Below are 18,009 nucleotides of genomic sequence, written 5' to 3'. Positions count from 1 at the left end.
AGTCGGCCCAGACTGCACCATGAAGGAGGAAGTGTGACCGCGCTCAGCACCGAGGCAGCCAACTTCGGCTGGCTCCTGGACAACTTCGTCCGGACCGTGCCCGGCACTCGCCACACGCTCGTGGTGTCGGCCGACGGTCTGCTCATGGCGATGTCCGAGCAGCTCGACCGCACCAGCGGCGACCAGCTCGCGGCGATCGTCTCGGGCATGTCGAGCCTGACCCGTGGCGCGTCGCGCCAGCTCCGTGCGGGGGAGGTGCGGCAGGCCATCATCGAGATGGACCACCTGTTCCTCTTCCTCATGAGCGTGTCGAACGGCTCGGTCCTCGCCGTCGTCGCCGAGTCGACGTGCGACGTCGGCCTCATCGGCTACGAGATGGCGATGCTCGTCTCCCGCACCGAGGCGACGCTGACCCCGCAGCTCATCTCCGAGATGCGCGGCCAGCTGCCCGTCGACGGCGCGACCCGGGCCCCGGTGGCCTGAGGGCACGCGGATGAGCGAACACGTCGAGTACGAGGCCAGAACGGTCCGGCCCTACGCCGTGACCGGCGGTCGCGTGCGCTCGGCCCGCTCCGACCTGCCTCTCGAGGCTCTGGTCGAGGTCATGCCGGGCGCCGTGGCGAGCACGGGCCTGACCCCCGAGAAGCGCGCGATCATCCAGCACGCGTCGGCCGGGTACATCTCGGTCGCCGAGCTGTCGGCGCTCCTCCACCTCCCGCTCGGTGTCGTCCGGATCATCGTGTCCGACCTCGCCGATGCCAACTACGTGCGCGTGCACACCTCTCAGCCGGTCGAGGTCAACACCGGTGAGTCCCCCGCCCTGTCCCTGAGCGTGCTGGAGAGTGTTCTCAATGGCATTTCCGCCCTCTGACGCCGCTGTCGCCGCTCCGGCCGGGGCTGCGGGCGCCGTCGCCCCCACCGTCGTCAAGATCGTCGTCGCGGGCGGCTTCGCCGTCGGCAAGACGACGTTCATCGGCTCGATCTCCGACATCGAGCCGCTCAACACCGAGGCCGCGATGACCGAGCACTCCGTGGGCGTCGACGACGCCGGCGGCGTGACCGACCGCAAGACGACCACGACGGTCGCGATGGACTTCGGTCGCATCGCGCTGCCGGGCTCGCTGTGGCTCTACCTGTTCGGCACCCCGGGCCAGGACCGCTTCCTCTTCATGTGGGACGACCTGGTGCGCGGCGCGATCGGTGCGGTCGTCCTGGTCGACACCGACCGGCTCGACCAGTGCTTCCCGGCCGTCGACTACTTCGAGTCGCGCGGCATCCCGTTCGTCGTGGGCGTCAACTGCTTCGACGGGATCGCCAAGCACCAGCTCGACGACGTCCGCGAGGCGCTCGCCATCCCGGCGCACGTCCCGGTCCTGTACACGGACGCGCGGTCGCGCGCCGCGACCAAGCAGGCCCTCATCGCGCTGGTGCAGCTCGCCATGGAGCGCCTGCGTCAGCGGTGAGCACGTCACCCACGGACGGCCGGACCCCCACGGGGGCCGGCCGTCCGCGCGTCCGGGGCCAGGATGGGGGCGTGCCCGCGCCCCGTCCCGTCCCGGCCGCGGAGGTGCTGCGCCCGCGTGACCCGGCGGCCGAGGTGTACGTCGACGGATCGGCGCTGAGCCGTTACGTGCCGCAGGCGCCCGAGTCGTCCGCGTGGTCCGCGTGGGCCGCGGAGCACGAGGCCACCGCGGTCGTGTCGTCGGTGTCGGTGCTGGAGGCACGCGTCGTGGCGGGTCTCGTGGGCGTCGACGCGGCGCTGGCCGTGCTGGACGCGCTCGTGCGGCTGCCGCGGCTGCGGCTCTCGGACCAGGCGCTGCGGCGCGCCGTGCTGCTGCCGGCGGGGCTGGGCCCGTTCGTGGCGCTCCACGTGGGCGCGGCGCAGGCGCACCTCGACGTGCGCGCGGTCGCGACGTACGACGCGCCGACGGCGCGCGCAGCCGATGCGGTCGGGCTCGCGGTGGTGACGCCGGGCCGGCCGACCGGGTGGTGGCGCTGAGCATCGGTCGTCGGCGTGCCGCGGCCCGGGACCGCGTGCCGTCGTCGGGCCCCGCGACGGCGGGTGAGGATGGTGCCGTGACCGCCGACCTCGACCGCCACGCCCCGCGCTGGCACGTGCGCGCGCCGCACGGCTGGCTCAACGACCCCAACGGCGTCGGCCGGTGGGACGGCCGCTGGCACGTGATGTACCAGTGGAACCCGCACGCGCCGGTGTGGGGGGACATCCACTGGGGGCACGCGAGCTCGCCGGACCTGCTGCGCTGGGACCACGAGCCGACCGCGCTGGCGCCGCGCCCCGGCACGATCGACGCGGGCGGGGCGTGGAGCGGCGTCGCGGTGCACGACGACGGCGACGTCGCGCTGCTGTACAGCGCGGTGCGCGACCGTGGGCCGAGCGCGGGCGTCGCGGTGGCGCGGCGTGGGCCCGACGGCACGTGGGTGCAGCCGGACCGGCTCGCGGCGCCGCACCCGGACGCGCCGGGTGTGGTGGACGTGCGGGACCCGTTCGTCCTGACGGTCGACGGGCGGCGGCTGGGCGTGCAGGGTGCCGGGGTCGACGGCCGGGGCGCGGTGCTCGTCTACGACGTCGCGGACCTCGACGACTGGCGGCCGCTCGGCACGCTGCTCACGGCCGACGAGGCGGGGGACCAGGCGGGCGCGGAGCAGCCCGGCGAGGTGTGGGAGTGCCCGCAGCTCGTGCGCGTCGGCGACGCGTGGGTGCTGCTGGTCTCGTGGTTCGAGCGTGCGCACGGCCCCGAGCGGTTCGGGGTGACGGCATTCACGGGGCGGCTCGACGTGTCGGGGGAGGCGCCGCGTTTCGTGGTCGAGCGCGCGGCGCCCCTGGACGCGGGGCCGGACCTGTACGCGCCGCAGGCGTACGTGGCCGACGACGGGCGCGTGCTGGTGTGGGGCTGGTCGTGGGAGGGGCGCGGTGCCGCGCACGCCGAGCGGCCCGCGCACGAGGTCGCGGCCGCGGGCTGGGCGGGCGTGCTGACGTGCCCGCGCGAGCTGGTGCTGACGCCGGACGGGACGGCCGTGACGTGCCCGGTCGCCGAGCTGGCGGGGCTGCGGGGCGGCGCGCTGCCCCTGGTCGACGGAGTGCTCGGCACCGACGAGCCGGCGTTCCGGGTCGCGGCGTCCGGGCCGGTCGTCATGTCGCTGGTCGACGGCGCGGACGAGGTGCGGGTCTGGGCGTCGGACGGGCCCGCCGAGGTGCTGGTCGACGGCTCGCTGGTCGAGGCGTTCGAGCCCGCGCGCAGCACCACGCTGCGCGTCTACCCGCGCGGTGCGCAGCGGTGGCGCGTGCAGGCGTCGGGCGACGCCGAGGCGCACGTGCTGCGGGTGCCGGGGGAGGACGCGTCCGCCGTCGACTGACCCGCGCGGTCGCGCACGGTGCGGCTGATGCGCCGACACCCGCCTCGGTCGCGGCTCGGTGTGGGAAGATCGTCGCCGCCGTTCGGCTCGTCCGCGCGGCACCGGGAGGGCTGGCTGAGCGGCCGAAAGCGACGGTCTTGAAAACCGTTGGTGCGGTGACCCCGTGCTCAAGGGTTCGAATCCCTTGCCCTCCGCCACGCCGACGCCCGGCGCCGCCCGCACACCGCGGCGCGGGTGGCCGGTGTGGTCCCAGGGGTGCGCCCCTACGATGGCGGGTCATGAGGCTCGACCCCGACTTCGTCGACGCACCGCCGCGTCGCGACCCGTCCGCCCCGCCCGAGGACTTCCCGAGCGCCACGCCGCAGGAGCGGCTCGACACCGCGCGGCGCATGCGCGGCGCCGACACGGGGCAGTTCGGCCCCGTGCCCGCGCCGGGCGTCGACCGGCAGGAGATCGAGATCCCGACGCGCGCCGGGTCCATCCGGGCGCGGGTGTACCACCCGCAGGCCGGGGTCGACGGGCCCGGGTTCGTGGTGTGGGTGCACGGCGGCGGGTTCGTGCTGGGCGACCTCGACACGTCCGAGCACACGGCGGCCGAGCTCGCGCGGACCGCGGGGCTCCCGGTCGTGAGCCTGCACTACCGGCGTGCGCCCGAGCACCCGTACCCCGCGGCGATCGAGGACGCGCAGGACGCCGTGCGGTGGCTCACCGGCCCCGACGGCGCGGCGGTCGGCGTCACGGGTCCGTTCGCGGTCGCCGGGGACTCGGCGGGTGCGTCGGTGTCGCTCGCGCTGTGCCAGCTCGCGACGCGCGGCGAGTGCCCGCGCCCGGCGTTCGCGCTCGCGGCGTACCCCGACGTCGACCACGTCGAGCTGCGCGCCGCCGCGGACAACCAGATCGGGCTGCTGTTCGAGCGGTCGTACCTGCCCGACGACGCCGTGCGCACCGACCCGCTGGTCTCGCCGGTGCTCGCGGCGCCCGAGGTGCTCGCCGACCTGCCGCCGACGCTGCTGCTCATCGCCGAGCTCGACGCGTTCCGCGACGGCGAGGAGGCGTTCGCCGAGCGCGCACGGGCCGCCGGTGCGCCGCTGTCGGTGCTCACCGCCAACGGCATGCCGCACGGGTTCCTCGACCAGACGTGGCGCTCGCCGGTCGCGCGGCGTCTCGCCGTCGCCGCGTTCGCGGCCGTCGGGCACGGGGTGCGCGAGGCGCGCTGACGTCTGCGGTGGACGCGGGCCGATGACGCCCGCGGTGCGCGCGGCCCGCTGACGCCGAGCCGAGGGCCGCACGGTCGGTCAGGACGCCCGCCCGGTTCCGGCGCGCCGTTCACCCGGGCGTCTCCCGGCGGTCGGGGCGACGGCCTACGCTGCGCGCATGGGTCACCCCGGCACCGAGGCCACCGTCGACGCCGTCGACGACGTCGTCCCTGCTCCCGCCCGCGGGCAGGTCGCCGCGTGGGCGTCCTGGGACTGGGGGTCGGCCGCGTTCAACGCGGTCGTCACGACGTTCGTCTTCACCGTCTTCCTCACGAGCGGGGCGTTCGTCGAGCCGGGTGCCGACGAGGCTGCGACCAAGGCCCTGCACAGCCAGTGGCTCGGCTGGGGCCTGGCCGCCGCGGGCCTGCTCGTCGCGCTCACCGCGCCCGCGCTGGGCGCGCTCGCCGACGCGGGCGGGCGGCGGCGCCCGCTGCTCGCGGTGACGTCCGGGATCGTCGGGCTGTCGGTGCTCGCGCTGTGGTTCGTCGAGCCGGTCGAGGGCGGCATGACGCAGGCCGTGCTGCTCGGCATCGTGCTGCTCGCCGTCGGGACCATCGCGTTCGAGATCGCGTCGGTCGCGTACAACGCGCTGCTGCTGCAGATCAGCGGCCCGCGGACCATCGGGCGCATCAGCGGCATCGGGTGGGGAGCCGGGTACGTCGGCGGGATCGTGCTGCTGCTCGTGCTGTACGTGGGCTTCATCCAGCCCGACGTCGGGTGGTTCGGCGTGACCTCCGAGGGCGGGCTCGACGTGCGGGTCTCGATGCTCGTCGCGGGTGCGTGGTTCCTCGTCTTCGCAGTCCCCGTGCTGCTGTTCGTGCCCGACCACCGCCGCCCCGGCGCACCGCCGGCGCGCGTCGGCGTCGCGGGGGCGTACCGCGCGGTCGGCGCGCACGTCGCGCAGCTGTGGCGCGAGCGCCGCTCGACGCTGCGGTTCCTCGTCGCGTCCGCGGTGTTCCGCGACGGCCTGACGGGCGTGTTCACGTTCGGCGGCGTGCTCGCCGCCGGCACGTTCGGCTTCTCGCCGGGGGACGTCATCGTGTTCGCGATCGCCGCGAACGTCGTCGCCGGCGCCTCGACCATCGCGTCGGGCTGGCTCGACGACCGGTACGGGCCGCGGCGCCTCGTCACCGTCGCGCTCGTCGTGCTCGTGCTGTCCGGGTCGGCCGTGTTCTTCCTGCACGACGCCGGCAAGAACGCGTTCTGGGTCGCGGGGCTCGTGCTGTCCGCGTGCGTCGGGCCCGCGCAGTCGGCGTCCCGCGGGCTGCTCGCGCGCCTCGCCGAGCCGGGCCGCGAGACCGAGCTGTTCGGCCTCTACGCCACCACGGGCCGCGCCGCGACGTTCCTCGCACCCGCGGCGTTCGCGCTCGCGATCGCCCTCGGCGGCGGGAAGGAGCAGTACTGGGGCGTGCTCGGCATCGTCGCGGTGCTGCTGGTCGGGCTCGTGCTGTTCGTGCCCGTGCGGTTCCCGCGCGGGCTGGGGGTCGACGGCCGCCGCGACGTCACGGAGCCCGGCGCGTGAGCGTGCTGCCCGGCCCGGGCGCCGAGGCGTGGGAGCCCGACCGGCTGCTGCCCGGCTACGAGGCGTGGACGCTGCCCGGGTGGGTGGCACCCGCCGTCGGTCCGCTCGCGCGGCAGGTCGCCGCGGGCGGTCCGGACCCCGTGCTGACGCTCGTGCGCCCGGTCGAGCGGCCCGTGCACCCGCGCGGCGTCGTGGTCCTGCTGCACGGCTACAACGACTACGTCTTCCAGACGCACGTGGTCGACGCGCTCGCGGCCGCCGGCTGGGCCGCGCTGGGGCTCGACGCGCGCCGCGCCGGTCGCTCCTGGCATCCGGGCGACGTGCCGCACTACCAGGGCGACCTGCGCGAGCAGGCGTCGGACCTCACGCGCGCGGTCACGGTCGCGCGGCGCACGTGGTCCGGGCTGCCCGTCGTCGTGCACGGGCACTCGTGCGGCGGGCTCGTCACCGCCCTGTGGGCGCACGCGCACCGCGGCGGCGCCGGGGCCGACGCGATCGTGCTCGACAGCCCGTTCCTGTCGTTCGAGCGCTCGTGGGTGCGGCCGCTGCAGGACGGTGCGCTGCGCCCGCTGGCCCGGCGCGCACCGCTGCGCGTCGTCGCCGCCGCGCCGTCGCGGTACGCCGCTCGCCTCGCGGAGCGCTGGGACTTCGACACGTCGCTGAAGTCCCCCGGGGGCGTGCCCGCGCGCGCCGGGTGGCTCGCGGCCGTGCGCGCGGGCCACCTGCGCGTCGCCCGCGGGCTCGAGATCGACGTGCCGGTGCTCGTCGCGCGAGCGGCCCGCTCGGCCGCCGACGTCGACGGGCCCGGCCTCGACACCGCCGACACCGTGCTCGACGTCGCGACGATCGCCGCCCTCGGGCCGCGCCTCGGTCGCGACGTGCACGAGCTGGTCGTCGAGGACGGCGTGCACGACCTCACGCTCTCGGCCGAGGGGCCGCGCCAGGTCTACCTCGACGCGGTGACGGACTTCCTCGACCGGCTCTGACCCGCTCCCCGGGCGACCCGCGGGCCCGCCCGCGCACCGCCACCCGAGACGTCACCGCCGCCGAGTGCGCCACCACGCCGCCGAGTGCACCCGTCGCTTCTGGTGCACTCGGCGGCGATCGGGCGCACTCGGTGCGGGTGTGGGCGTAAGGGCGTAAGGGCGGGCGTCATGCGGGGGTGCGGACCACCAGGACCGCGTCGGCGGGGGCGTCGAGGGCCTCGTAGGTGTGGTCGGTGTCGCTCGTCCAGGTGGTCGCGTCGCCCGTGGCGAGCGTGACCTGCGCACCCGCCGCCCCGACGCGTGCGCGGCCGCGGGTCACCACGAGGTGCTCGACGACGCGCGGCCCGTGCGCGGCCGACGTGTGCACCCGCCCGGGCTCGAGCCGCAGCGCGTAGACCTCGACCGTGCCGGCGTCGTCGGCGTGCGCGTCGAGCAGCCGGGCGGTGATGCCGGGTGACGCGACCTGCGTGCCGACCCGCTCGGCCAGCAGCCACGACAGCGGCAGCCCGAGCGCGCCGGACAGCGCGTACAGCGTGCCGAGCGTCGGGTTGCGCGCGCCGTGCTCGATCTCGGAGAGCGAGCCCTTGCCGACGCCGGCGGCCGCGGCGAGCGCACCGAGCGACAGCCCGCGCTCGGTGCGCGCACGGCGCAGCCGCTCGCCGATGAGTGCGGGCAGGGCGTCGGCCGGCGTGGTCGGGGCGGGGTGCGGGTCGGCGGGCACGCGACGAGCATAGGAGGCTGTTCCGTCGACGGAACACGTGGGCTACCGTTCTGTTCGTGGAACGCATGCAGCCGCACCTCGTGGGACTCGTCACGGCCCTCGTCGGGTTCACGAGCTCGTTCGCCGTCGTCCTCGCCGGGCTGCGCGCCGTCGGCGCCGACCCGCGCCAGGCCACGTCGGGGCTCGTCGCGCTGTGCGCCGTGCAGGGCCTCGCGACCGTCGTGCTGTCGCAGCGGTACCGCACGCCGCTGACCGCCGCCTGGTCCACGCCCGGCGCCGCGCTGCTCGTCGCGACCGGCACCGTGGCCGGCGGGTGGCCCGCCGCGGTCGGCGCGTTCGTCGTGTGCGGCGGGCTCCTGGTGCTCACGGCGCTGTGGCGGCCGCTCGGGCGGCTCGTCGCCGCCGTCCCCGCACCGCTCGCGCAGGCCATGCTCGCGGGCGTCCTGCTCACGCTGTGCCTCGCACCCGTGCGGGGGCTCGTCGCGGCGCCCCTGCTGGTGGGGCCCGTCGTGCTGCTGTGGCTCGTGCTGCTGCGCGTCGCGCCCCGCTGGGCGGCGCCCGCGGCGTTCGCGGCGGCGCTCGTCGTGGCCGTCGTCGTCACGACGCGTGCCGGCCACCCGCCCGCGCTCGTGGCACCGCTCGTCGAGCTCACGGCGCCCTCCTTCACGCCGGGCGCGCTCGTCGGGATCGCCGTGCCCCTCTACCTCGTGACGATGGCCTCGCAGAACGTGCCCGGTGCGGCCGTCGTCGCGTCCGCGGGGTACGCCGTCCCGTGGCGCGCGTCGCTGCTGGTCACGGGTGCCGGGACCGTCGCGGGTGCCGCGGCCGGCGGGCACGCCGTGAACCTCGCGGCCATCACGGCGGCGCTGCCCGCCTCGCCCGACGCGCACCCCGACCCCGCGCGGCGGTGGGTCGCGTCCCGCACGGCCGGCGTGTGCTACCTGGTGCTCGCGGCGCTCGCCCCGACGCTCACGGCGCTCGTCGCCGCCGCCCCGGCCGGGCTCGTCGAGGCCGTCGCGGGCCTCGCGCTGCTGCCCGCGCTGGGCTCGGCGCTCGCGGTCGCCGCGGCGGACGCCGACCGGCGGGTGCCCGCGCTGGTGACGTTCCTGCTCGCGGCCAGCTCGGTCACGATCGCGGGGGTCGGCTCGGCGTTCTGGGGGCTCGTCGCGGGCCTGGTCGCGTGGCGCTGGCTGCGTCCGCGCGTCGCGGCGCCGGTGCCGTCCCGCACCTGACCCCGCCCGCCGGCGACCTGAGCCCCCACCTGCCGTCGGTCGCCCACCGACGGTCACCCGTCACCGGTCACCACGCCGCCGACTACGCCCCCGGCGAGTGCGGGGTTGTGCCGCTGGTCGTGGCCGAGAACCGGCAGAACCCCGCGTTCGGCGGATCGGGTGGGCCGGTGGGCGGCGGGTGGGCGGTTCGTCGACCGCCGCGGGCGTCCGGTGGCGAGTGCGGGGTTGTGCCGGTGGTGGCGGCCGGGAACCGGCAGAACCCCGCGTTCGGCGGATGGGGTGGGCCGGTGGGTGGTGCGACGGCCGCGGACGACGACGGGCCGGGCGCCCTCGGTGAGGGTGCCCGGCCCGTCGGGTGCCGTGCGTCAGAACGCCGCGACGACCTCGCCGTCCGGCCAGCGCTTCTCGATGAACGCACGAACCTCGTCGGAGTGCAGCAGGCCGTCGAGCTTCACGAGCGCGGGGTTCGACTTGTCCTCCGAGCGCACCGCGAGGAAGTTCGCGTACGGGTTGTCCTCGCCCGACTCCAGCAGGATCGAGTCCTTCGCGGGGTTCAGGCCCGCCTCGAGCGCGTAGTTCCCGTTGATGATCGCGGCGTCCACGTCCTGCAGCGAGACCACGAGCTGCTCGGGCGCGGTCTCGACGAACTCGAGGTTCTTCGGGTTGTCCTTGATGTCGAGCAGGGTCGCGTCGCCGTCGGTCTCCTCGAGCGTGATGAGACCGCCCTTCACCAGCAGGTCGAGCGCGCGCGACTGGTTGCCCGGGTCGTTCGTGATGCCGACGACGCCGCCGTCGGGGATGTCGTCGACCGACTCGACCTTCTTCGAGTACACGCCGTACGGCTCGATGTGCACACCGTCGAAGTGGTCGAAGTCGAAGCCGTTCTCCTCGACCTGCGCCGTGAAGTACGGCAGGTGCTGGAAGTAGTTGGCGTCGAGCTCGCCCTCGGCGAGCGCCGTGTTCGGCAGCACGTAATCCGTGAACTCGCGGATGTCGAGGTCGAGACCCGCGTCGGCAGCGAGCTCGTCCTGCACGAACTGCAGGATCTCGGCGTGCGGCACGGGGCTCGCGCCGACCACGAGGGTCGTGGTGCCCGACGCGTCGGTCGAGCCCGCGGACGCGCCGGCGTCCGGGTCGTCGCCACCCGCGCAGCCCGTCATCACCAGGGCCGCTGCGGACAGGACGGCTGCGGTGCGGACGATTCTCTTCATCGCGGGTGTTCCTCTCAGGGTCCGTCCCCCGGTCGGGGACGACGTGCGGGGGCCGCGGTCGCGGCGGGGCGTGCTCACCTGTGGTCCAGGCGGCGGGCGACGGCGTCGCCGACGAGCTGGACCACGGTGACCAGCACGACGATGACGACGACGGACGTGTACAGGACGGTCGGGTCGAACCGCTGGAACCCGTAGGTGATCGCGAGGAACCCGAGGCCGCCGGCGCCGATCGCGCCGACCATCGCGGAGTACCCGATGAGCGCGATCACGGTGACGGTGAACCCGGAGACGATCGCGGGCAGCGCCTCGCGCACCAGCACCGCGCCGAGGATCTTCGGCGTCGTCGAGCCCATGACGCGCGCGGCCTCGACCTTGCCGGGGGCGACGTCGCGCACCGCGGTCTCGACGAGCCGCGCGAAGAACGGGATGGTCCCGAGGCTGAGCGGCACGACCGCGGCCTCCCACCCGAGGCTCGTGCCGACGATCGCCCGGGTCACGGGGATCACGGCGACGGCCAGGATGATGAAGGGCAGCGCGCGCAGCGTGTTGACGACGAACCCGAGCACGGCCGACGCCGTCCGGTTCGGCGTGAGCCCGTCGGACGCGAGCGAGCGCAGCAGCAGCCCCAGCGGCAGCCCGACGACGAGCACGACGAGCGCCGACAGCCCCACCATCTGGAGCGTCTCGACGGTCGCCTCGGGGAGCTTCTGCTGGATGACGCGGTTGGTCGTGAGCTCGATCCACAGGTCGCCCATCACGCCACCTCCTGCCCGGCGTCGGTGGTGGTCGGCACGGCGAGCGGGTCGAGCCCGGCGGCGCGCAGCCGCTCGACGACCTCCGGCACGCGCCCCGTCGGGGCGTCGACGATGAGCCGGCCGACCCGGACGCCGCCGAGCGGCTCGACCGTGGCGGACGCGACCTCGACGTCGTCGCCCAGCGCGGCGACCGCGGCGAACGCGACGCTGGTCGGCACGGCGTCGGTCGAGAACACGGCCTCGACGAGCGCGCGCCGGTCGCCGGGCGGCAGGTCGGGCACGGGCACCAGCGCGCGGGACAGCGGCGAGCCGACGGCCGTGACGACCTGCGCGAGCGCACCGGTCTGCACGACCCGGCCGTGCTCGAGCAGCGTCACGTGGTCGCACACGTCGCGGACCACGGCGGGCTCGTGCGTGATGACGACGACCGTGATGCCGAGCCGGTCGCGCAGGTCGCGCACGAGGCCGAGGATCTGGCGCGTGGTCTCCCCGTCGAGCGCCGACGTGGGCTCGTCGCACAGCAGCACGCCGGGCTCGGTGGCCAGCGCGCGGGCGATGCCGACGCGCTGCTTCTGCCCGCCGGACAGCTGTGCGGGGTAGGCGCCCGCGCGGTCGCCGAGGCCGACGAGGTCGAGCAGCTCGGCGACCCGGGCGGCGCGCTCATGGCGGCGGACCCCGGCGACCTCGAGCGGGTACGCGACGTTCGCGGCGATCGTGCGCGAGTCGAGCAGGTTGACGTGCTGGAAGACCATGCCGGTGCGGCGGCGGGCCGCGCGCAGCTTGTTCTCGGCGAGGTCGGAGATCGTCACGCCGTCGACCCGGACCGTGCCGGACGTGGGGCGCTCGAGGCCCGTGAGGCAGCGGATGAGCGTCGACTTGCCGGCGCCCGAGCGGCCGACGATGCCGTGCACGGTGCCGCGCTCGACGTGCAGGTCGATGCCGTCGAGGGCGACGACGTCACCGTCGGGCGACGCGTAGACCTTGCGGAGACCGGTCAGCTCGATCACGGGGGTCCTTCGAGGTGGTGCCGCGGGCGGGGCACGCAGGGTGCCGGTGCGGCGGGCGGGGGACGACCCGGGGCGCGGACGAGCGGCAGCGGGTCAGGGGAGCGCGCGAGGGGCGCGCGGGGTCGCCGTCAGCGACACATTCGGGCACGGCACATGCAGGCGGCGACGGCGTGGGCCGGTCGCGGCGCGTGCGTGTCGATGTGTGCCATGCCGGTCATGCAAGCACGCGGCGCGGACGCGCCCGCGCACCGTCTCGACATGTGGGACCACATGTCGAGACGGCGTGTCAGATCCCGTCGGACGTCTGCGACGGCGGTCTCACAGGTCCAGCAGCGGGATCACCGGCGGACCGGCGACGACGTTCTCCAGCGGGCGCTCCGCCAGGAGCGCGGTGAGCTGGCGCCGCGCGAGCTCCGTCAGCCGCGCCGCCGTCAGCGGCGTGCGCCGCCCCACCTCCGGCGTGACCAGCGCGTTCGGCGCCCGCCACAGCAGGTGGTCGGGCGGCAGCGGCGACGGGTCCGTGACGTCGAGCGCGGCCCGCAGCCGGCCGGACCCGAGCTCGTCGACCAGCGCGTCGGTGTCGACCACGCGCCCGTGCGCGACGTTCACGAGCAGCGCGTCGTCGTGCATCGCCGCGAGGAAGTCCTCGTCGACCAGGTGCGTCGTCGCGTCGGTGAGCGGCACCGCGAGCACCACGACGTCCGCGCGCGGCAGCAGGTGCGGCAGCTCGTCGACCCCGTGCACGCGGCCGTCGAGCGTCTCGCGCGCCGTGCGCGCCACGACCGTCACCGACGCGCGGAACGCGCGCAGCCGCGCGACGACCTCCGTGCCGACCGCGCCGGCGCCGACCACGAGCACCCGGCTGCCCGTGAGCGACCCGACCCGGCCCGGTGCGGGCGACCAATGCTGCACGGTCATCCGGCGCGCCGCGTCGTCGATGCCGCGCAGCTGCGCGAGCGCGAGCCCGACCGCGAGCTCCGCCGCGCCGTCGGCGTGGACGCCTCGCGCGTCGGCCACCGTCACACCCGTCGGCAGGACGCCCGCGAGCCCGCCGTGCCACGCACCCGCGAGCTGCACGAACCGCAGGTGCGGCGCCTGTGCGACCCGCTCGAGCACGCGGGGGTCGGGCGTGCCCGGCACGAGCGCCGCGTGCACGTCGTCGAGCGTGAGGCCCGCCGGTCCGTCGTCGGCGGTCGGGTCCCACAGGCCCGTGCGGGCGCCGCGCGGCGGGGCCCCGAACATCAGGCGCAGCTCGGTGGTGGGGAACGTCCAGGTCAGCACGGACACATCCAACCGTGTCCGGGTTGCCTGCGTATGTCCGTCCGCCGTCGCGTGCGTCACCCGCGCGGGTGCTCCTCGTGGGCGACCCCGTGGCCGACCCCGCGGACGCCCCCGCGACGTCAGTCGACGAGCGCCGCGCGCAGCGCCGTGACCTCGTCGTCGGCCAGCCCGAGCCCGTGGGTCAGGTACCCGTCGAACGACCCGAACCGGTCCGCCATCGCGTCGAGCGCGGTGTCGAGGTACTCGGCGCGGACCTCCAGCAGCGGCACGAGCAGCGCGGGGTCGCCGCCCGCGTCGGCGAACCGGTGCAGCAGCGGCCCGTACATCGCCCGGACCGTCGGGTTCACCGCCAGGTACTCCGCGCGCACGCCGTCGAGGTCGACGCCCGCGGCGAGCAGCAGCACGGTCGTCGCCCAGCCCGTGCGGTCCTTGCCGGCCGTGCAGTGGTACAGCACCGGGCCCGCCGCCGGGTCGAGCACGTGGCGCAGCAGCGTCGCCCAGCCCGCGCGGGCGGCGTCGCCGACGACCAGGTCGACGTAGGTCTCGCGCATGCGCGCCGCCGGGTCGAGCGCCGCGAGGGCCTGCTCGAGCCGCTGCGGGTGCGCCATGAGCTCCGTGAGGTCGGCCGCCGGTGCCTGCGGGTCCTGCGTGAGCACGTCGGCGTGGACGCCGCGCGCCCCGGCCGGCAGCACGTCGGGCGCGGCCGCGCGCTCGGCGGCGGTGCGCAGGTCGACGACGGTCCGCACGCCCAGCGCCGCGATCGCGGGGTCGGCCGCGATGGCCGGCGCGCGCAGCTCGGCCGAGCGGAGCGCGACGCCCCGGCGCACGGTGCGGCCGTCGGCGGTGCGCCGGCCGCCGACGTCGCGCAGGTTCGCGAGCACGTCCGACGCGACGACGTGCGGGTCGGTCGCGGTGCGGGCGCCCGGTGCGGGCGCGGGCTCGCCGGTCGGCGTCGTGGGCGGGTGCGGGGGCAGCGTCGCGTCGTCGTCCACGCCCCGAGCCTGGCACACGTCGTCCCGGGCCGACCCGCGGAACCGCCGGTCGCCGACGACGCACGAGGACCACCGGTCACCACGGGGGGCGAGGTGACCGGTGGTCGGTCTCGAGGGGAGAGCCGGCCGCGGGCGTCAGCCCGTGCGGCGGACCTCCTGGCGGTCGCGCCGGTCGCGCACGGCGACGCCCAGCGTGCCGAGCTCGGACGCGAGCGCGTCGGCCGTCGCGGGGTCCTCGTCGCCGAGGGCCGTGCGGCGCCGCACGAGCAGCGCGTCGGCGCCGTGCGGCGTGCCGGGCCGGCCCTGCACCCAGCGCCGCCACTCACCGGCGTACGGGTCGCCGTCGTCGGACCACGGGTACCCCGCGGCGCGCAGCGCGGCACCCGTGCGGCGCAGCAGCGCGTCGGCGGGGCAGCGCAGCAGCTGCCGGCCGCCGCACCCCAGCACCACGAGGTCGTCGCCGTCGGCGTGCACGTGCTCGACCGCGGCGCGCGGCACGAACCGCTCGTGGCCGTGCCGCGCCACGCCGATGCCGTCGGCCGACACCTCGACGACCCCGACGTCCTGCCGCCAGCGCTCCCAGCACCACACCCCGGCGGCGCCGCCGAGCACCGCGACGACCCCCACCTCGGGCGCGGCCGGCGCACCCAGCAGCAGGTCGCGCAGCCACGGCAGGGGGACCAGCACGGCGTCGGCCCACACCACCAGGGGCTCGAGGACGCCGCCGACGCCCGCGCCGAGCACCAGCCCCACGCCCGTCAGCACGGTCAGGGCGCGCCCGCCCAGGGCGACGGCCGTCACGGCGCCGGCGTCGTCCGTCGACCCGTGGGCCGCCGCGACCGGGGCGCGGTGCGACGACACGCCTCCCCATCGGTCACGACGCCACGGAACGAAGGGACGACGGGCGCCCGTGTCGGCGCCCCCTCGTAGGGTGGGCGCCGTGCCCGAGGGTCATACCGTCCACCGCGTCGCCCGCCAGCTCACGCTCGACCTCGTCGGGCGGCCGCTCGCCGTCTCGTCCCCCCAGGGCCGCTTCGCCGCCGGTGCGGCCCGGCTCGACGGCCGCACCATGACGCGCGCGTCGGCCGTCGGCAAGCAGCTGTTCTGCGCGTTCGGCGACGACGACGTGCTGCGCGTCCACCTCGGCCTGTACGGCGCGTGGGACCTCTACGGCGACGTCAGCCCGCTCGGCGACGGCGAGCGCGTGCGCGGCAGCCTGGGCGCGCCGCGCGTGCGCCCCGGCGCCGCGATGGACGCCCAGCCCTCGACCCGCCGCCTGCGCATGGGCGAGGACGAGACCGAGCACGCCGCCGACGACGGCCTGGAGTGGCCGCCGCCCCCGCTGGGTCAGGTGCGCGTCCGGCTCGACTCGGGGTCGGTCGTCGCGGACCTGCGCGGGCCGTCCGCGTGCGAGGTGCTCACCGCCGACGAGGCCGCGCTCGTGCGCGCCCGGCTCGGCCCCGACCCGCAGGAGGTCGAGGACCTCGACGCCGCCGGTGACGTGGTCGTCGAGCGCGTGACCCGCCGGAACGTGCCGGTCGGTCAGCTGCTCATGGACCAGGCGGTCGTCGCGGGCATCGGCAACATCTACCGCGCCGAGCTGCTGTTCCGGGCACGGCTCGACCCGTGGACGCCCGGCCGGCGCGTGCCGCCCGACACTGTCCGCGCGCTGTGGCGGGACTGGGCCGTGCTGCTCGCCGACGGCATCCGCGACGGCGTCATGCTCACGCGCGAGGACCTCGACGCGGCCGGCCGTGCGCAGGCTCGGCACGACCCCACCGCGCGGCACTGGGTGTACGGGCGCGGCGGTCTGCCGTGCCGCGTGTGCGGCACGCCCGTGGTCGTCGAGGAGATGGCCGCGCGCAAGCTGTACCGCTGCCCCGCCTGCCAGGTCTGAGCCCGGCGGCGTCAGGCGTCGGTGCGCGCCACGGGGTCGTCGCCCGTGCCGCCGTCGGCGGGGCCGTCCGCCCCGGGGTACGGCGCCGTGCGCTCACCCACCGGCACCTCGGCCGCGAGCGTGTTGGCCCGGGTCGCGAGCGGGCACGCCCACGCCGGGTCGTACGCGCACGACGGCGCGTACGCGAAGTTCAGGTCCACCACCAGGCGGCCCACGTGGTCGGTGCCGAGGTCCGCGCCCTTGATGGTGTCGAGCACGTAGCGGCCCCCGCCGTACGTCACCGTGCCGGCGAGCGCGTCGCGCACCGGCAGGAACAGCCCGCCGGCGTACCCGCGCACCGACCAGAGCGTCAGCCGCCCGAGGTCCCCCAGCTCGACCACGCCGATGCGGTCGAACCCGACGACGCCGTCGGTGCCCGTCGCGACGTCGAGACGCTGCTGGCCCGCGCGCTCCACCTCGACCTCGAACCGGTACGCCGGGTCGTACGGCGCGACGTCCAGCCCGTCGAAGACGGCCCGTGCGTCGGCCGTCAGCGGCGACGCCGGGTGGTAGGCGAACAGCTCGTCGCGCTGCTGCACCCACACCGCGTGCGCACCGGCGGGATCGTCGACCGCGAGCGCGCGGACCTGCGCGTACGTCTGCGACGTGCGACGACGCCAGTCGGCGACGTCGAGGGCTGCGGTCAGGGGCGTGGCGTCGTGCACGTGTCCACCGTCGCAAGCGCGGGCCGCTCGCGCACCTCGAACGCGCGCGCGCCGACGCCGTTCACCCGCCCGCGCCACGGCAGCCCCCGACGGCGGGGCGTGCGAGGCTGACGGCATGGATCTGCGCATCTTCACCGAGCCCCAGCAGGGCGCCAGCTACGACGACCTCCTCGCGGTCGCGCGTGCCACCGAGGACCTCGGCTTCGACGCCTTCTTCCGCTCCGACCACTACCTGGTGATGGGTGACGGCGACGGCCTCCCCGGCCCCACCGACGCGTGGACCACGCTCGCGGGCCTCGCGCGCGAGACGAGCCGCATCCGGCTCGGCACGCTGGTGTCGGCCGCCACGTTCCGGTACCCGGGCGTGCTCGCGATCCAGGTCGCGCAGGTCGACCAGATGTCCGGCGGGCGCGTCGAGCTCGGCCTGGGGGCGGGCTGGTTCGCGGCCGAGCACGCCGCGTACGGCATCCCGTTCCCCGAGAAGCGGTTCGGCCTGCTCACCGAGCAGCTCGAGATCGTCTCGGGCCTGTGGGGCACGCCCGTGGGGGAGACGTTCAGCCACGCGGGCGAGCACTACACGCTGACGGACTCGCCGGCGCTGCCGAAGCCCGTGCAGCGCTCGCCGCTCGACGCGTCGCGCGCGGGCGTGCCGATCATCGTCGGCGGCGGCGGTCCGACGCGCACGCCGGGCCTGGCCGCGCGGTTCGCCGCCGAGTACAACCAGTCGTTCCCCGAGGTCGCGAGCGTCCCGGCGCGCATCGCGCGGATCAACGAGGCGTGCGTCGAGATCGGTCGCGACCCGGGCACGCTCGTGCAGTCCGTCGCGCTCGTGATGTGCGTCGGGCGGGACGAGGCCGAGCTCGCGCGGCGCGCCGCGGCGATCGGGCGCGAGGTGCCCGAGCTGCGCGAGCACGGCATCGCAGGAACCCCGGGCGAGGCCGTCGAGCGGCTCACGTGGCTCGCCGAGCAGGGCGTGCAGCGCGTGTACCTGCAGGTCCTGGACCTCGCGGACCTCGAGCACCTGCAGCTCGTGGCCGACGAGGTCGCGCCGCACCTGCCGCGCTGACCTC

19 protein-coding genes and 1 tRNA gene are annotated in these 18,009 nt (G+C 76.3%); 12 read left to right on the top strand and 8 right to left on the bottom strand.

The window, feature by feature from the left end; genetic code table 11:
• The first annotated feature begins 33 nt into the window (after positions 1–33).
• The 9 genes from E4A51_RS07920 to E4A51_RS07880 all read left to right on the top strand — a co-directional run bounded on the left by E4A51_RS07920 (position 34) and on the right by E4A51_RS07880 (position 7,139).
• Positions 34–483 carry a roadblock/LC7 domain-containing protein gene (locus E4A51_RS07920; protein ID WP_046529366.1) on the top strand — a complete coding sequence of 150 codons (450 nt, stop codon included), beginning with the start codon at positions 34–36 and terminating at the stop codon, positions 481–483.
• A 10-nt stretch (positions 484–493) separates the two neighbouring features.
• Complete coding sequence (locus tag E4A51_RS07915; RefSeq protein WP_046529365.1) at positions 494–871, top strand: DUF742 domain-containing protein; 378 nt, start codon at positions 494–496, stop codon at positions 869–871.
• Positions 852–1,463: an ATP/GTP-binding protein gene (locus E4A51_RS07910; RefSeq protein ID WP_046529364.1), complete on the top strand. Its 612-nt coding sequence runs from the start codon at positions 852–854 to the stop codon at positions 1,461–1,463. Before E4A51_RS07915 ends, E4A51_RS07910 begins: the two co-directional genes overlap by 20 nt.
• A gap of 71 nt (positions 1,464–1,534) precedes the next feature.
• The gene (locus E4A51_RS07905; RefSeq protein ID WP_052748339.1) at positions 1,535–1,999 is read left to right on the top strand and encodes a hypothetical protein; all 465 of its coding nucleotides are present in this window, start codon (positions 1,535–1,537) and stop codon (positions 1,997–1,999) included.
• Between the two features lie 77 nt (positions 2,000–2,076).
• A complete protein-coding gene (locus E4A51_RS07900) occupies positions 2,077–3,375 on the top strand; it encodes a glycoside hydrolase family 32 protein (RefSeq protein WP_167748853.1) in 1,299 nt (432 codons plus the stop codon).
• Positions 3,376–3,479: 104 nt separating this feature from the next.
• Positions 3,480–3,572, top strand: a tRNA-Ser gene (locus E4A51_RS07895).
• Positions 3,573–3,653: 81 nt separating this feature from the next.
• On the top strand, positions 3,654–4,592 hold the full coding sequence (locus tag E4A51_RS07890) for an alpha/beta hydrolase fold domain-containing protein (RefSeq protein WP_134851376.1): 939 nt from the start codon (positions 3,654–3,656) through the stop codon (positions 4,590–4,592).
• Between the two features lie 157 nt (positions 4,593–4,749).
• Positions 4,750–6,153: an MFS transporter gene (locus E4A51_RS07885; protein WP_134851375.1), complete on the top strand. Its 1,404-nt coding sequence runs from the start codon at positions 4,750–4,752 to the stop codon at positions 6,151–6,153.
• Entirely contained in the window at positions 6,150–7,139 is a 990-nt protein-coding gene (locus E4A51_RS07880; protein ID WP_167748852.1) for an alpha/beta fold hydrolase, read from the top strand. The genes E4A51_RS07885 and E4A51_RS07880 overlap by 4 nt, the downstream gene beginning before the upstream one ends.
• Before the next feature lie 166 nt (positions 7,140–7,305).
• Here the strand turns inward: E4A51_RS07880 and E4A51_RS07875 are convergent, their stop codons facing one another.
• On the bottom strand, positions 7,306–7,860 hold the full coding sequence (locus E4A51_RS07875; RefSeq protein WP_206119986.1) for a helix-turn-helix domain-containing protein: 555 nt from the start codon (positions 7,858–7,860) through the stop codon (positions 7,306–7,308).
• Between the two features lie 65 nt (positions 7,861–7,925).
• On the opposite strand from E4A51_RS07875, the gene E4A51_RS07870 reads away from it, so the two are divergent.
• Positions 7,926–9,092 (top strand): benzoate/H(+) symporter BenE family transporter, encoded by a 1,167-nt coding sequence (locus E4A51_RS07870; protein ID WP_206120011.1) that lies wholly within the window; start codon positions 7,926–7,928, stop codon positions 9,090–9,092.
• 365 nt (positions 9,093–9,457) lie between these two features.
• Here E4A51_RS07870 and E4A51_RS07865 read toward each other — a convergent pair whose 3' ends face one another.
• The 6 genes from E4A51_RS07865 to E4A51_RS07840 form a co-directional block, all read right to left on the bottom strand.
• Entirely contained in the window at positions 9,458–10,303 is an 846-nt protein-coding gene (locus E4A51_RS07865; RefSeq protein ID WP_134851372.1) for a MetQ/NlpA family ABC transporter substrate-binding protein, read from the bottom strand.
• A 74-nt stretch (positions 10,304–10,377) separates the two neighbouring features.
• A complete protein-coding gene (locus tag E4A51_RS07860) occupies positions 10,378–11,058 on the bottom strand; it encodes a methionine ABC transporter permease (protein ID WP_062102036.1) in 681 nt (226 codons plus the stop codon).
• Complete coding sequence (locus E4A51_RS07855) at positions 11,058–12,065, bottom strand: methionine ABC transporter ATP-binding protein (RefSeq protein ID WP_134851371.1); 1,008 nt, start codon at positions 12,063–12,065, stop codon at positions 11,058–11,060. The genes E4A51_RS07860 and E4A51_RS07855 overlap by 1 nt, the downstream gene beginning before the upstream one ends.
• A gap of 318 nt (positions 12,066–12,383) precedes the next feature.
• Complete coding sequence (locus tag E4A51_RS07850; RefSeq protein WP_233421133.1) at positions 12,384–13,346, bottom strand: NAD(P)-dependent oxidoreductase; 963 nt, start codon at positions 13,344–13,346, stop codon at positions 12,384–12,386.
• Between the two features lie 119 nt (positions 13,347–13,465).
• Positions 13,466–14,338, bottom strand: coding sequence for a tyrosine-protein phosphatase (locus E4A51_RS07845; RefSeq protein ID WP_240696418.1), 873 nt, complete (start codon positions 14,336–14,338; stop codon positions 13,466–13,468).
• Between the two features lie 135 nt (positions 14,339–14,473).
• The gene (locus tag E4A51_RS07840; protein WP_087510337.1) at positions 14,474–15,199 is read right to left on the bottom strand and encodes a hypothetical protein; all 726 of its coding nucleotides are present in this window, start codon (positions 15,197–15,199) and stop codon (positions 14,474–14,476) included.
• A gap of 79 nt (positions 15,200–15,278) precedes the next feature.
• On the opposite strand from E4A51_RS07840, the gene E4A51_RS07835 reads away from it, so the two are divergent.
• Positions 15,279–16,235 (top strand): Fpg/Nei family DNA glycosylase, encoded by a 957-nt coding sequence (locus tag E4A51_RS07835; RefSeq protein ID WP_070319797.1) that lies wholly within the window; start codon positions 15,279–15,281, stop codon positions 16,233–16,235.
• A gap of 11 nt (positions 16,236–16,246) precedes the next feature.
• Here the strand turns inward: E4A51_RS07835 and E4A51_RS07830 are convergent, their stop codons facing one another.
• Positions 16,247–16,939, bottom strand: a complete 693-nt coding sequence (locus tag E4A51_RS07830) for a DUF1684 domain-containing protein (protein WP_070319779.1) — start codon at positions 16,937–16,939, stop codon at positions 16,247–16,249.
• A 115-nt stretch (positions 16,940–17,054) separates the two neighbouring features.
• Here E4A51_RS07830 and E4A51_RS07825 point away from each other — a divergent pair, with 115 nt between their 5' ends.
• Positions 17,055–18,005, top strand: coding sequence for a TIGR03560 family F420-dependent LLM class oxidoreductase (locus tag E4A51_RS07825; protein ID WP_134851368.1), 951 nt, complete (start codon positions 17,055–17,057; stop codon positions 18,003–18,005).
• Positions 18,006–18,009: the final 4 nt, after the last annotated feature.

The organism is Cellulomonas sp. HD19AZ1 (genome assembly GCF_004535805.1).
In the GTDB taxonomy this organism is placed as follows: Bacteria; Actinomycetota; Actinomycetes; order Actinomycetales; family Cellulomonadaceae; genus Cellulomonas; species Cellulomonas iranensis.
This window is presented reverse-complemented; position numbering and strand designations above follow the sequence as displayed.

Coding starts and splice junctions, on each gene's coding strand:
- E4A51_RS07915 (WP_046529365.1), top strand. CDS start 494: ATGAGCGAACACGTCGAGTACGAGGCCAGAACGGTCCGGCCCTACGCC.
- E4A51_RS07910 (WP_046529364.1), top strand. CDS start 852: ATGGCATTTCCGCCCTCTGACGCCGCTGTCGCCGCTCCGGCCGGGGCT.
- E4A51_RS07890 (WP_134851376.1), top strand. CDS start 3,654: ATGAGGCTCGACCCCGACTTCGTCGACGCACCGCCGCGTCGCGACCCG.
- E4A51_RS07885 (WP_134851375.1), top strand. CDS start 4,750: ATGGGTCACCCCGGCACCGAGGCCACCGTCGACGCCGTCGACGACGTC.
- E4A51_RS07870 (WP_206120011.1), top strand. CDS start 7,926: ATGCAGCCGCACCTCGTGGGACTCGTCACGGCCCTCGTCGGGTTCACG.
- E4A51_RS07865 (WP_134851372.1), bottom strand. CDS start 10,303: ATGAAGAGAATCGTCCGCACCGCAGCCGTCCTGTCCGCAGCGGCCCTG.
- E4A51_RS07860 (WP_062102036.1), bottom strand. CDS start 11,058: ATGGGCGACCTGTGGATCGAGCTCACGACCAACCGCGTCATCCAGCAG.
- E4A51_RS07825 (WP_134851368.1), top strand. CDS start 17,055: ATGGATCTGCGCATCTTCACCGAGCCCCAGCAGGGCGCCAGCTACGAC.